Annotated in this window: 8 protein-coding genes, 3 tRNA genes and 2 pseudogenes; 5 read left to right on the forward strand and 8 right to left on the reverse strand. The window is 34.0% G+C overall.

Annotated elements, in window-relative coordinates; genetic code table 11:
• Positions 1-14: 14 nt before the first annotated feature.
• The gene (locus HMPREF9957_RS11855; protein WP_000764971.1) at positions 15-2,558 is read left to right on the forward strand and encodes a YfhO family protein; all 2,544 of its coding nucleotides are present in this window, start codon (positions 15-17) and stop codon (positions 2,556-2,558) included.
• Positions 2,559-2,584: 26 nt separating this feature from the next.
• Here HMPREF9957_RS11855 and HMPREF9957_RS11860 read toward each other — a convergent pair whose 3' ends face one another.
• The gene (locus tag HMPREF9957_RS11860; RefSeq protein ID WP_000472056.1) at positions 2,585-5,227 is read right to left on the reverse strand and encodes a YhgE/Pip domain-containing protein; all 2,643 of its coding nucleotides are present in this window, start codon (positions 5,225-5,227) and stop codon (positions 2,585-2,587) included.
• Positions 5,228-5,353: 126 nt separating this feature from the next.
• Here HMPREF9957_RS11860 and HMPREF9957_RS11865 point away from each other — a divergent pair, with 126 nt between their 5' ends.
• A complete protein-coding gene (locus HMPREF9957_RS11865) occupies positions 5,354-5,896 on the forward strand; it encodes a TetR/AcrR family transcriptional regulator (protein WP_000665088.1) in 543 nt (180 codons plus the stop codon).
• Between the two features lie 40 nt (positions 5,897-5,936).
• On the opposite strand, the gene HMPREF9957_RS11870 is transcribed toward HMPREF9957_RS11865, so the two are convergent.
• The 7 genes and pseudogenes from HMPREF9957_RS11870 to rlmH form a co-directional block, all read right to left on the reverse strand.
• Positions 5,937-6,010 (reverse strand) — tRNA-Asn (locus HMPREF9957_RS11870).
• A gap of 5 nt (positions 6,011-6,015) precedes the next feature.
• Positions 6,016-6,087 (reverse strand) — tRNA-Glu (locus HMPREF9957_RS11875).
• A 51-nt stretch (positions 6,088-6,138) separates the two neighbouring features.
• On the reverse strand, positions 6,139-6,891 hold the full coding sequence (gene comE / locus HMPREF9957_RS11880) for a competence system response regulator transcription factor ComE (protein WP_000866069.1): 753 nt from the start codon (positions 6,889-6,891) through the stop codon (positions 6,139-6,141).
• Positions 6,888-8,212 (reverse strand): annotated as a pseudogene (gene comD, locus HMPREF9957_RS11885) (competence system sensor histidine kinase ComD). The gene comE and the pseudogene comD overlap by 4 nt, the downstream one beginning before the upstream one ends.
• A gap of 12 nt (positions 8,213-8,224) precedes the next feature.
• Complete coding sequence (gene comC / locus HMPREF9957_RS11890; protein ID WP_000799693.1) at positions 8,225-8,344, reverse strand: competence-stimulating peptide ComC; 120 nt, start codon at positions 8,342-8,344, stop codon at positions 8,225-8,227.
• 165 nt (positions 8,345-8,509) lie between these two features.
• Positions 8,510-8,583, reverse strand: a tRNA-Arg gene (locus tag HMPREF9957_RS11895).
• A 43-nt stretch (positions 8,584-8,626) separates the two neighbouring features.
• The gene (gene rlmH, locus HMPREF9957_RS11900) at positions 8,627-9,106 is read right to left on the reverse strand and encodes a 23S rRNA (pseudouridine(1915)-N(3))-methyltransferase RlmH (protein ID WP_000695945.1); all 480 of its coding nucleotides are present in this window, start codon (positions 9,104-9,106) and stop codon (positions 8,627-8,629) included.
• 183 nt (positions 9,107-9,289) lie between these two features.
• On the opposite strand from rlmH, the gene htrA reads away from it, so the two are divergent.
• The 3 genes and pseudogenes from htrA (at position 9,290) to dnaA (ending at position 12,859) form a co-directional block, all read left to right on the forward strand.
• Positions 9,290-10,471 (forward strand): serine protease HtrA, encoded by a 1,182-nt coding sequence (htrA, locus tag HMPREF9957_RS11905; RefSeq protein ID WP_000681583.1) that lies wholly within the window; start codon positions 9,290-9,292, stop codon positions 10,469-10,471.
• A 57-nt stretch (positions 10,472-10,528) separates the two neighbouring features.
• Positions 10,529-11,287, forward strand: a complete 759-nt coding sequence (locus HMPREF9957_RS11910) for a ParB/RepB/Spo0J family partition protein (protein WP_000410375.1) — start codon at positions 10,529-10,531, stop codon at positions 11,285-11,287.
• Between the two features lie 211 nt (positions 11,288-11,498).
• Positions 11,499-12,859: pseudogene (gene dnaA / locus HMPREF9957_RS11915) on the forward strand (chromosomal replication initiator protein DnaA).
• Positions 12,860-13,001: the final 142 nt, after the last annotated feature.

The raw sequence follows: 13,001 nt of genomic DNA on the forward strand, positions 1-13,001 counted from the left end.
TTTTATGAGGTAACATGAAATTATTTTTTAAAACATATTGGATCTATTTTGTTTCTTTCATCATTCCCATAATCATTATGATAGGAGTATATCTATCTCAAGGTATCTACTGGAATAGTGACAACTCTCCTCTATTAGGAGATGGCTTTCATCAATACATTATTTTTGATGTAGCCTTACGAAATATCCTACATGGAAATGGTAGTCTGTTTTACACCTTTACAAGTGGCCTCGGATTAAATTTCTATGCCCTATCTAGTTATTACTTGGGTAGTTTCTTTTCACCACTAGTTTACTTTTTTGATCTAACGAATATGCCAGATGCTGTCTATCTGACAACTCTCTTAAAATTTGGATTGATTGGACTGTCAACTTACTTTAGTTTAAATAATTTATTTCAATTGATTCCTAAGCCTTTAAAACTAGCTTTATCTACTTCATATGCTCTGATGAGTTTCTCTGTCAGTCAATTAGAGATAAAAACCTGGCTAGATGTTTTTATCTTGATTCCTTTAATTATCACTGGTTTACACCTACTTATAACTGAAAAGAAATTCTTATTATACTTTACAAGTCTGTCAATCTTATTTATCCAAAACTATTATTTTGGCTACATGACAGCATTGTTTCTTATTTTCTGGTATCTCTGTCAAATTTCTTGGAACTTTAAAACTCGAAAATCATCTTTTCTTGATTTCATAGTTATCTCCTTTTTAGCTGGTACGGCTAGTTTGATTATGACTCTTCCCACTCTGTTTGATTTACAGACACATGGGGAAAAATTGACTGAAGTTACAAAGTTTCAAACTGAAAGTAGCTGGTGTCTTGATCTTTTTGCTAAGCAATTCATTGGTTCCTTTGATACAACAAAGTATGGGGCTATTCCAATGATTTTTGTAGGACTACTTCCCTTTATTTTGACCATTTTATTTTTTACACTGAAATCCATTAAGTTTCACGTGAAACTTATCTATGCAATCTTCTTTGCATTTCTAATTGCAAGCTTTTATATAGAAGCTCTTGATTTATTTTGGCAAGGCATGCATACTCCAAACATGTTTTTACATCGCTATGCTTGGATTTTCTCTACCTTGTTAATTTACACAGCAGCGGAAGTCTTAAATCGTCTGAAAGAAATTAAAATCTGGAATTTTTTAGTTTCGCTTTTTCTTATAGTAACAGGATTTTTAGCTACCATCTATCTAAAATCACATTATTCTTTTTTAACAGATTTGAATATTCTGCTTACTCTTGAATTTTTGGTTGTCTATTCGCTTTTACTCCTTGCAGTTATCAAAAAGTTTGTCTCTGTAAATCTATTTGCCATTCTAATCTCTTTATTTATAATGATTGAAATAAGTTTAAATGCTTCATCTCAAATAGATGGAATTGCTAAAGAATGGGGATTTGCTTCTCGAAGTGCATATAATCGAGATATCCCAGCTATGGAATCTTTCTCAACATATATTGGAAATCAATTTACTCGTACTGAGAAACTACAAACTCAGACAGGAAATGACAGTATGAAATTCAACTACAATGGAATCTCTCAATTTTCATCTGTTCGAAATCGTTCAGCAAGCTCTACTTTGGATAAACTTGGGTTTAAATCCTCTGGGACTAATCTCAATCTCCGCTATGCCAATAATAGTATTTTGGCTGATAGTTTATTTGGCATCCAGTACAATATCTCAGAAAACCCTATTGATAAGTATGGTTTCCAAGATGTATATCAAAAAGATAATCTTACCCTATATGAAAATCAATTCTCTCTTCCGATTGCCTTTGCTAGTCAATCTGTTTACAATGATGTCAAGTTCAATGAACACACTTTGGATAATCAATCCTCGTTTTTAAATCAACTTGCTAACGTCGATTTTGATTATTTTTATCCAATACCCTATGAAAAAACAGAGAGTACTGATGATTTGATTAGTGTTACAAGCTCTTCAAATGAGGATGCAGCAATCCAGTATCAAATTGAAGTGCCAGAAAACAGCCAAGTTTATCTTTCTTTCACAAACCTTCACTTTTCTAATGACAAACAAAAAAAGGTTGACATCCTTGTAAATGGAGAAAAGAAAACTTTTACAACTGATAATGTCTTCTCCTTCTTTAATCTAGGCTATACAAAAGATACAAAAACTTTCAATATTCATGTTAGTTTCCCTGAAAATTCACAAGTATCATTTGAATCTCCTACCTTCTATCGTTTAGATACCAAAACTTTCACCGAGGCAATTCAAAAAATTAAAGAACAACCTGTAACAGTATCAACTTCTAAAAACAAGGTCTTTGCTACATATGATGTTAAACAAGATACGTCCATTTTCTTCACCATTCCTTATGACAAAGGTTGGTCTGCCTACCAAGATGGTAAGAAAATAGAAATTAAACAAGCTCAAACTGGTTTTATGAAAGTTGATATTCCTAAGGGGAAAGGAACTATTACACTTTCCTTCACTCCCAATGGTTTTATTACTGGAGCAATCTGTTCCTTTACTTCTCTTTTACTATTTGGAATCTATAATCACAGACGAAAGTCATCTAAGGCCTAAAAAAATTGACCAATTGGTCGATTTTTTTAATCTTCTTCCATTTTCTTAGGTTGATAGGCTAGCATACCTAAACCAGTAAATAGAGCTAGTATCACTACAAGTAAGATGACTTGATGATGAATATTTCCTGTCATAGAGATTGTTTGTCGTAATCCCGAAACTGAATAACTCATTGGTAACCAGGGATTAATAGCTCTAAAGAAATCATTTGTCAAAGCAAGTGGGTAAGTACCTGCACTTGATGCTAACTGTAATAAAAGCAAGATAAGAGAAAAGAAAGCTCCTATACGGCTATTCCATGTTGTTAAAGTGGTCACCATAGACATGAATACTAAACTTGTTAGGATAATAAGAATAAATGTTCTCATTTCATGATTAGCAGTTAAACCAATAAGATGAACTCCTCCATATACCAAAATCCCTGCTAAAACAGCTATAATACCATTTATTTCAGCTCGAGATTTCAACCAAGCCCAACGGCTCTCTGGATGACGTCCTGAAGGTAGCTTCGCAAAGATCATATTCGTTGATATTGCTGCAACAAAGAGAGCAACTGATATCATATAAGGAGCCATTGCAATTCCATTTACAGGAACTTGGTCATTGTCAGTTTTGGAAAGATTGAGTGGATTTGACAAAATCTCTGCATTTTTAGATTCCGTTGATGCTGACTTGAGTTGATCACTAGCATTACCTAATCCTTGTCCCAAAGAAGCAACTCCTGTCTGTAAACCTTCCAATCCAGAAGTTAACTTTGTTCCACCTTCTGCTAGCTTCCCAGCTCCATCTGCCAATTTATTAGCTCCACTTTCTAATTGAGAAGCACCTGAAATTAACTGACTGGATTTGTCAGCTAGTTGGCTAGATCCTGACTGCAATTTATCAACTCCTGCCATCAATTCTTGACTCTTTTGATTCAATTGGTTAGAGCCAGTTGATAATTTTTCAATACCAGACACTAATTCTGGAGTTTTTTCAGCTAATTGACCAACTCCTGCTGTCAAGTTAGAAGATTTTTGTGTCAAGGTAGTTGAGCCTGAAACTAGTTGATCCAGACTACCTGTCAAGGTGGAATTCTTTTCACTTAGTTGACTTGCGCCTTGAGAAACTTTATCAACACCTGCAGTATATTCATTTACACCTGATGTAATCGACTGACTATCAGGAACTAATTTCCTCGTCACTGCTCCCTGTATTTCTGTTAATCCACTTGACAATCCTGTCAAAGAAGTAGAAGCAAGCGGTAATACTTGATTAGCTTGATTTTTTAAAATCGAAAGATTAGAAGATTGATTTTGTAATTTTTCTAAACTTCCCTGTAAACCTTGTACTAAAGCTACAATTGACTGAGCCGATTGAATACTATCAGTCGAATTTTGAGATACAGAAGCACTTATTTCAGCTTGTTGCTCACTTGTCAAAGATTGATAAGCTGCTGTCGATTGAATATTTGCTAATGTAGTTGCTTTTTCAGACTGAGCACTTGCTAACATTTGATTAGAAAGAGATGCTATACTTGATAAAACAGAATCTAATTGTTTTGTATCTCCAACATCAATATTTTGAATAGCTTGATTTAACCGATTTAGACCAGAAGATAATTGATTAATTTGATCTTTTTTCCCAGACGAAGCATCTAACTTGCTAGAAAGTTGTTGAATCCCTTCACTTAATTGCTCCACCCCCATTCGAAGTGTAGCTGATTGATTAGATAACTGACTAGCACCTGTTGTAAGACTTCCCACTCCCTTGGTGTAGGCACTAACACCAGATGAAAATTGATTAAGACCAGCATTAAGCTGAGAAACACCGCCAGTATAGGATTCTACACCAGTATATAACTGATTGATTCCCCTTGCTAATTCAGGACTTTTAGAAGCTAATTGACCTAATCCGCTATCTAATTGACTCACTGCACCAGTATATGTAACTAAACCACTATTAAAATTCCCTAAGCCAAGATGAAGTTGTTCGACACCAGAAACATAAGCAGATAATCCTTTAGTAAACTGCTCCGTTCCATTTGAAAATGTTAAACTTGAAGCTGCTAAAGAGTGTAGGTTGGTAGTTAATGTTTGACTTCCTGCCACTAACTGATTCGCTCCATCAGTTAATTTTTCACTACCAGAAGCTGCTTGACTCATACCATCCTTTAAATCAATCATTTTGTTAAATAAGGCTTTAGTATAGGTCTCGGTTACATTGGTAGAAACACTCTGCTTTAATTGTGTCATAGCAGAATCACTCATCTTGCTGGCAATAAAGCTATGACCACTTGAAGTCTGATAATCGATCTGCATTTGCTCTGGATGATCCGTTAAAATAGAAGCTGCTTTTTCAGATAAATCACTGGGTAAAGTCACTACCATATAGTAATCGCCATCTTCCAATCCATTCTTTCCTTCCTCTTCATCTACAAAATGAGAATCCAAGGTTTTATTTTCTTTTAAATTGGACACAATGTCTTTTCCTATTGCCATAGTATTACCATTATAGGAAGCCTCTTTATCATTATTGACAACTGCCACAGGTAAGTCAGACAATTGCCCATATGGATCCCACATTGAGGATAAAAATATGATATTGTACAGAGCTGGAATAAGAGAAATTCCTATCATGACAATAATAAAGGTTGGTTTTTTAAAAATTGCTTTCCATTCTTTAAACATAGCTTCTCCTTTTTACACATATTGTCTAAAATTTTGATATAATAGATTATACATTAAAAAATCTAAATTACAAGATAAAAAATCCATTTTTAGACATATAGTCTAATTTGTTTATAAGGAGGAAATATGAAAGAAAGTAACAAACGCTTAAAAACAAAGCGAACTATTGAAAATGCTATGGTACAATTACTTATGGAACAGCCATTTGATCAAATTTCTACTGTCAAGTTAGCAGAAAAAGCCGGAATTAGTCGTTCCAGCTTCTATACTCACTATAAGGATAAGTATGATATGATTGAGCACTATCAAAGCAAGCTATTTCATACATTTGAATATATTTTTCAAAAACATGCTCATCACAAAAGAGACGCTATTTTAGAAGTCTTTGAATATCTGGAGTCAGAACCACTTCTGGCTGCCCTTCTTTCTGAAAATGGGACTAAAGAAATCCAAAATTTCTTACGAAATAAACTTCATATCATGCTCAGTACAGATTTACAAAAGCGATTTATGCAACTGAATCTCAATACCACTGAATTAGAATATAGTAGCATCTATCTAACTCACGCACTTTTTGGTGTTTGCCAAACTTGGATTGCACATGGAAAAAAAGAAAGTCCTCAAGAAATAACAGACTTCCTTATGAAGATGCTTGGTGATACAAATTGATACAAAAAGAGGAACACAGCTGTGTTCCCTTTTATCTATACTCCGCCAGTAGGACTCGAACCTACGACATCATGATTAACAGTCATGCGCTACTACCAACTGAGCTATGGCGGATAAAATAGTCCGTACGGGATTCGAACCCGTGTTACCGCCGTGAAAAGGCGGTGTCTTAACCCCTTGACCAACGGACCTTCTATCTGTAGCAGATATAACCATTATATCAATTTCTTACTAATTGTCAATTACTTTTGAGATTTTTTCTCTAAAATATCTTTTAACTTTCTAATTTTTAATCTTGAAATAGGACAGCGATGATCTTCATAGAAAACAACTTCTAGATTCTTTCGGTCAATTTCTCTGATATTGCCTATATTTACCAAAAATGACTTATGAGGAGAATAAAATCGCTGAGTATGTTTGTCCTTTTCCTGAATATCTGTCATGGTACCATAAAACTCTTTTGCAAAATTCTTACCAATAATGCGTAATTTATGAGAGACACCTGTCGTTTCAATATACAAAATATCATGGTAAGGAATTTTTAAATCATTTCCCTTGTAATTGTAGTCAAAATAATCTACAACATCTTCATTTTCAAGTAACATACTCTTCGTGTAGAAGATGTTTTGTTCAATTCTCTTCTTAAACATCTCATCATTGATATCCTTATCAACAAAATCTAGGGCTGATACCTGGTATTTATAGGTTAGAGTCGCAAACTCTGATCGACTGGTGATAAAGACGATAATAGCGTAAGGATTGTAATGACGAATGAGCTGAGCCACTTCAAATCCCTTTTTCTCAATTCCATGAATATCAATATCTAGGAAATAAAGCTGATTTACTTCATCGTTTTCAATGTATTCTTCAAATTCACGGACTTTTCCCGTTGTCTTGTATGATATTGGAATATTCGATTCTTTCGAAATTTCATCCAATATTCTCTCTAGTCTCACTTGATGTTCAATAACATCTTCTAAAATTAAAACTTTCATTCAAATTCCCTCTTAAATCTAATAATTTGTCTAAATGTACTGCCTTCCATCTCTGTTTCTAAAATAATATTGTTGTACTTATCTAGCAGTTCTTTCACATTATTTAATCCGACTCCTCGATTTCTTCCCTTAGTAGAGAATCCTAAGGCAAATAGATCTCCTGAAGGAGTCATCGTCATTTTACATGAATTCTGAATCACAATGACTGTTTCAGTTTCCATCTTAATAACTGCTACTTCCATCTGCTTTTTATAGCTATCAGCCGATCCTTCGACAGCATTGTTCAATAAAACGCTCATGATACGAACCAAATCCAATAGTTCAATTGGGAGCTTGGTAATCGTATCTTTTACTTCCAGTGTAAACTCTACACCATTATTTCGAGCATAGACAATAGACTGAGCAACCAAACTTCGTAAAGCTGAATCTTCTATGTTGTTCAAATCAAAGTAAGTGTACTTATCTGAACGCAATTTATGATTTGCTTTGACCAAAACTTCATTGTAAACTCTGTCAATTTCCTGTAAATTACCACTGTCAATTGCCATCTGCATACTGACAAGCATCCCAGCATAATCATGTCGAAATCCACGGATTTCATTATACAGTCCAACAATTTCGTCTGTATAATTCTGTAAATGTTTCTGTTCAAATTTCTTCTGCTTCAAAGCAATCTCTTTTTCTATTTGTTCTTTATGCGAATTCATTGCAAAGAAGGTCAAAAGGAGAGAAATAAAGACAATAGATGATAAAATACTTCCAAAACTATTCAAATGTTTAACCGTACTTACCATATCTGAAACGAAAGATGCAATATGTAGCAGTAGTAAAGCAAAAAATACTTTTTTCAAGAAAGGATATAGGTAGTCCTTGTCAAAATAGGTTAGTTCCAAGTGGAAATAATGAATGATTTTTAAGATAATAAAATAGGTCAACACCGTTACAACGAAAAAGAACAGGCCATAATATTGTAAAACAAAATTGTCTCCTGTTATGGAGGAGAAAGTTACGGACAGAAAGTTGTGAGTACTCTCATATAAAAGAGACAGTAGTAAACTTAGGAATAGTCCTCTATCCCTCTCATACTGTTTAATCCATCGAAAATAGGAATATAATCCCAAAGGAAATAAAAATGTTGCAAGCCCTAACCCATCTAAATATAGGAGATAAAAGGGAAGTTCAAATACTGCTTCTACTAGTAATGTATAGATACCAAAAAATATAGTTCCTTTGCTTTTATTTGACCTTTGCAAATTAAACTGTAACTGTGACTAATAATAAAAAAATATAATATCAAATCTACTACTAAGAAAAAATTCATTCTGACACTCCCTTATCTTCTTTTAAGAAAATTAAATATTTTATCTATTCTTCTCATTTCCCCACCTTGAATCTTTTGCAAGTCTTTTTCCTTCAAGGCTACAAACTGTTCCAATTTAACTGTGTTTTTCATAATAAAATCTCCTAAAATGTTTTTTCTTGTAAGCTAACTTACAAAAACCATTATACAAAATGGAATTTCATTTTAGATAAAATTCTCTCAACTGTCATTTTTTTCTCCCCAAGTGTACTTTTTTTAAGAAAAAAGCCGGGAAAATTCCCAGCTTTGCTACTATATTGATCCCAGCAGGATTCGAACCTGCGACCGTTCGCTTAGAAGGCGAATGCTCTATCCAGCTGAGCTATGAGACCTAACACAGCTATTCTACCAAAAATTCAATTAAAAGTCAATTTTCTATTTATGATAGGGGGATCCCTGCTGAATCGTAAAAGCGCGATAGATTTGTTCAACAAGGACTAGTCTCATTAACTGATGTGGTAAAGTTAGACGGCCAAAACTAACAGAAATATTAGCTCTCTTTTTTACATCCTGTGCTAATCCTAAACTCCCCCCAATAATAAAGGTAAGAATAGAAAACCCTTTTATAGAAGCTTCTTCTAACTGCTTACTAAATTCTTCCGAGGAGAAAGTTTTCCCTTCTATAGCCAACACAATAACAAAATCACGATCACCAACTTTTGATAAAATTCTCTGGCCTTCTATTTCTAAAATCTTTTGATTTTCTGACTCACTAGCCCTATCTGGTGTTTTTTCATCTGCCAGCTCAATCATTTCAAGCTTAGCAAATCGAGAAATTCGTTTTGAATACTCTGAAATACCATCTTTTAAATACTTTTCTTTCAGTTTCCCAACTGTTACAACTTTAATTTTCATGACTCTATTCTAACATATTCTCTATTTTTTCACATCTTATTCACAAAATAAAAAATAGATTTCAATTGAGAAAATCACAGTTTTAAAAGAGTTATCCACAGTTTGTGTAAAACTTTTTGTGTTTAAGTTATAATTAAGCTAGTCAGTTTATACTTTCAGTAATTCAAAAATATGGAGGCAAATATGAAACATTTAAAAACATTTTACAAAAAAGGGTTTCAATTATTAGTCGTTATCGTCATTAGCTTTTTTAGTGGAGCCTTGGGTAGTTTTTCAATAGCTCAACTAACTCAAAAAAGTAGTGTAAGCAACTCTAACAACAATAGTACTATTACACAAACTGCCTATAAGAACGAAAATTCAACAACACAGGCTGTTAATAAAGTAAAAGATGCCGTTGTATCCGTTATTACTTATTCAGCAAATAGACAAAATAGCGTATTTGGCAATGATGAGACTGATACAGATTCTCAGCAAATCTCTAGTGAAGGATCTGGAGTTATTTATAAAAAGAATGATAAAGAAGCTTACATCGTCACCAATAATCACGTTATAAATGGCGCCAGTAAAGTAGATATTCGTTTGTCAGATGGAACTAAAGTACCTGGAGAAATTGTCGGAGCGGATACTTTCTCTGATATTGCTGTCGTCAAAATCTCTTCAGAAAAAGTGACAACAGTAGCTGAGTTTGGTGATTCTAGCAAGTTAACCGTAGGAGAAACTGCTATTGCTATTGGTAGCCCATTGGGTTCTGAATATGCAAATACTGTCACTCAAGGTATCGTATCTAGTCTTAATCGAAATGTATCTTTAAAATCTGAAGATGGACAAGCCATTTCTACAAAAGCCATCCAAACTGATACTGCTATTAACCCAGGTAACTCTGGTGGCCCACTAATCAATATTCAAGGACAGGTTATCGGAATTACCTCAAGTAAAATTGCCACAAATGGAGGAACATCTGTAGAAGGTCTTGGTTTTGCAATCCCTGCAAATGATGCTATCAATATTATTGAACAGTTAGAAAAGAACGGAAAAGTGACTCGTCCAGCTTTGGGCATCCAAATGGTCAATCTCTCAAATATTAATACAAGTGACATTAGAAGACTGAATATTCCAAGTAACGTAACATCTGGTGTCGTTGTTCGTTCTGTACAAAGTAATATGCCTGCCAATGGTCACCTTGAAAAATACGATGTTATTACAAAAGTAGATGACAAAGACATTGCTTCATCAACAGACTTACAAAGTGCTCTTTACAATCATTCTATCGGAGACACCATTAAGATAACTTACTATCGTAACGGTAAAGAAGAAACTACATCTATTAAACTTGACAAGAGTTCAGGTGATTTAGAATCTTAATTGACATCTATGTAAAGAAAGCTTTACATAAGAGAAAAGATGTGTTAGTGTAGAATCATGGAAAAATTTGAAATGATTTCTATCACGGATATACAAAAAAATCCCTATCAACCTCGAAAAGAATTTGATAGAGAAAAACTAGATGAACTAGCACAGTCTATCAAAGAAAATGGGCTCATTCAACCGATTATTGTTCGTCAATCTCCTGTTATTGGTTATGAAATCCTTGCAGGAGAGAGACGCTATCGTGCTTCACTTTTAGCTGGTCTAAGGTCTATCCCAGCTGTTGTTAAACAGCTTTCAGACCAAGAGATGATGGTCCAGTCCATTATTGAAAATTTGCAGAGAGAAAATTTAAATCCTATAGAAGAAGCACGCGCCTATGAATCTCTCGTAGAGAAAGGATTCACCCATGCTGAAATTGCAGATAAAATGGGCAAGTCTCGTCCATATATCAGCAACTCCATTCGTTTGCTTTCCTTGCCAGAACAGATTCTCTCAGAAGTAGAAAATGGCAAACTATCACAAGCACATGCTCGTTCGCTAGTTGGGTTGAATAAGGAACAACAAGACTATTTCTTTCAACGGATTATAGAAGAAGATATTTCTGTAAGGAAGTTAGAAACTCTTCTGACAGAGAAAAAACAAAAGAAACAGCAAAAAACTAATTACTTCATAAAAAAAGAAGAAGAGCAGTTAAAAAAACTACTCGGATTAGATGTAGAAATCAAAATGTTTAAAAAAGATAGTGGAAAAATCATTATTTCTTTTTCAAATCAAGAAGAATACAGTAGAATTATCAACAGCCTGAAATAAGGCTGTTCTTTTATTTTTTATCTCACAAGGTTATCCACTATTTTTTTCAATAAAAAGCTTAATAAATCAATAGTTTCTGCTTTTATCCCCAACCTGTGGGTAAAACTCGGTAACATTGTGGATTATTTTTCACAGCTTGTGGAAAATTCTTGTTTTCTATGGTAAAATAGGTCTAGTATTAAACTTTTAAATAGTAAAGGAGGAGAAAGGATTGAAAGAAAAACAATTTTGGAATCGTATATTAGAATTTGCTCAAGAAAGACTGACTCGATCCATGTATGATTTCTATGCTATTCAAGCTGAACTCATCAAGGTAGAGGAAAATGTTGCCACTATATTTTTACCACGATCTGAAATGGAAATGGTCTGGGAAAAACAACTAAAAGATATTATTGTAGTTGCCGGATTTGAAATTTATGATGCTGAGATAACTCCCCACTATATTTTCACTAAACCTCAAGATACGGCTATCTCACAAGTTGAAGAAGCTACAAATTCAACTCTTTATGACTATAGTCCAAAGTTAGCATCTATTCCTTATTCGGATACTGGGTTAAAAGAAAAGTATACCTTTGATAATTTTATTCAAGGGGATGGAAATGTTTGGGCAGTATCAGCCGCTTTGGCTGTCTCTGAAGATTTGGCTTTGACCTATAACCCTCTTTTTATCTATGGAGGACCTGGGCTTGGTAAGACTCACCTGTTGAACGCTATTGGAAATGAAATTCTAAAAAATATTCCAAATGCGCGTGTTAAATACATTCCTGCTGAAAGCTTTATTAATGACTTTCTTGATCACCTAAGACTTGGGGAAATGGAAAAGTTTAAAAAACCTATCGTAGTCTTGATCTTTTGTTAATCGATGATATCCAGTCACTCAGCGGAAAAAAAGTCGCAACTCAGGAAGAATTTTTCAATACCTTTAACGCCCTTCATGACAAGCAAAAACAGATTGTCCTAACGAGTGATCGTAGTCCAAAACATCTAGAAGGGCTCGAGGAGAGGCTTGTCACGCGCTTTAGTTGGGGATTGACACAAACTATCACACCCCCTGACTTTGAAACACGTATTGCCATTTTACAAAGTAAAACGGAACATTTAGGCTACAATTTCCAAAGTGATACTCTAGAATACCTAGCTGGGCAATTTGATTCAAATGTTCGAGATCTTGAGGGAGCCATCAACGACATCACTTTAATTGCCAGAGTAAAAAACATCAAGGATATCACTATTGATATTGCTGCAGAAGCTATTAGAGCTCGCAAACAAGATGTTAGCCAAATGCTCGTCATCCCAATTGATAAAATCCAAAATGAAGTTGGTAATTTTTATGGTGTCAGTGTCAAAGAAATGAAGGGAAGCAGACGCCTTCAAAATATTGTTTTAGCCCGTCAAGTAGCCATGTATTTATCTAGAGAACTGACAGATAATAGTCTGCCAAAAATTGGGAAGGAATTTGGAGGAAAAGATCATACAACAGTCATTCATGCCCATGCAAAAATTAAATCTTTGATTGATGAAGACGATAATTTACGTTTAGAAATTGAATCAATCAAAAAGAAAATAAAATAACTTGTGGATAACTTTCGCTTTTTTATCTTTTTATCCACATTTTTTAAACAAGCTAAAAAACTTGATATAACTTGTTTAAAGGTTGTTTTCCACAGATTACACAGACTCTATTATTACTATTATCCTTCTAATACTAAAAATA

Source organism: Streptococcus mitis SK1080 (assembly GCF_000220085.1).
Lineage (GTDB): Bacteria > Bacillota > Bacilli > Lactobacillales > Streptococcaceae > Streptococcus > Streptococcus mitis_K.

Coding starts and splice junctions, on each gene's coding strand:
- rlmH (WP_000695945.1), bottom strand. CDS start 9,106: ATGAAAATTAAAGTTGTAACAGTTGGGAAACTGAAAGAAAAGTATTTA.
- HMPREF9957_RS11860 (WP_000472056.1), bottom strand. CDS start 5,227: ATGTTTAAAGAATGGAAAGCAATTTTTAAAAAACCAACCTTTATTATT.
- comC (WP_000799693.1), bottom strand. CDS start 8,344: ATGAAAAACACAGTTAAATTGGAACAGTTTGTAGCCTTGAAGGAAAAA.
- HMPREF9957_RS11855 (WP_000764971.1), top strand. CDS start 15: ATGAAATTATTTTTTAAAACATATTGGATCTATTTTGTTTCTTTCATC.
- comE (WP_000866069.1), bottom strand. CDS start 6,891: ATGAAAGTTTTAATTTTAGAAGATGTTATTGAACATCAAGTGAGACTA.
- htrA (WP_000681583.1), top strand. CDS start 9,290: ATGAAACATTTAAAAACATTTTACAAAAAAGGGTTTCAATTATTAGTC.
- HMPREF9957_RS11910 (WP_000410375.1), top strand. CDS start 10,529: ATGGAAAAATTTGAAATGATTTCTATCACGGATATACAAAAAAATCCC.
- HMPREF9957_RS11865 (WP_000665088.1), top strand. CDS start 5,354: ATGAAAGAAAGTAACAAACGCTTAAAAACAAAGCGAACTATTGAAAAT.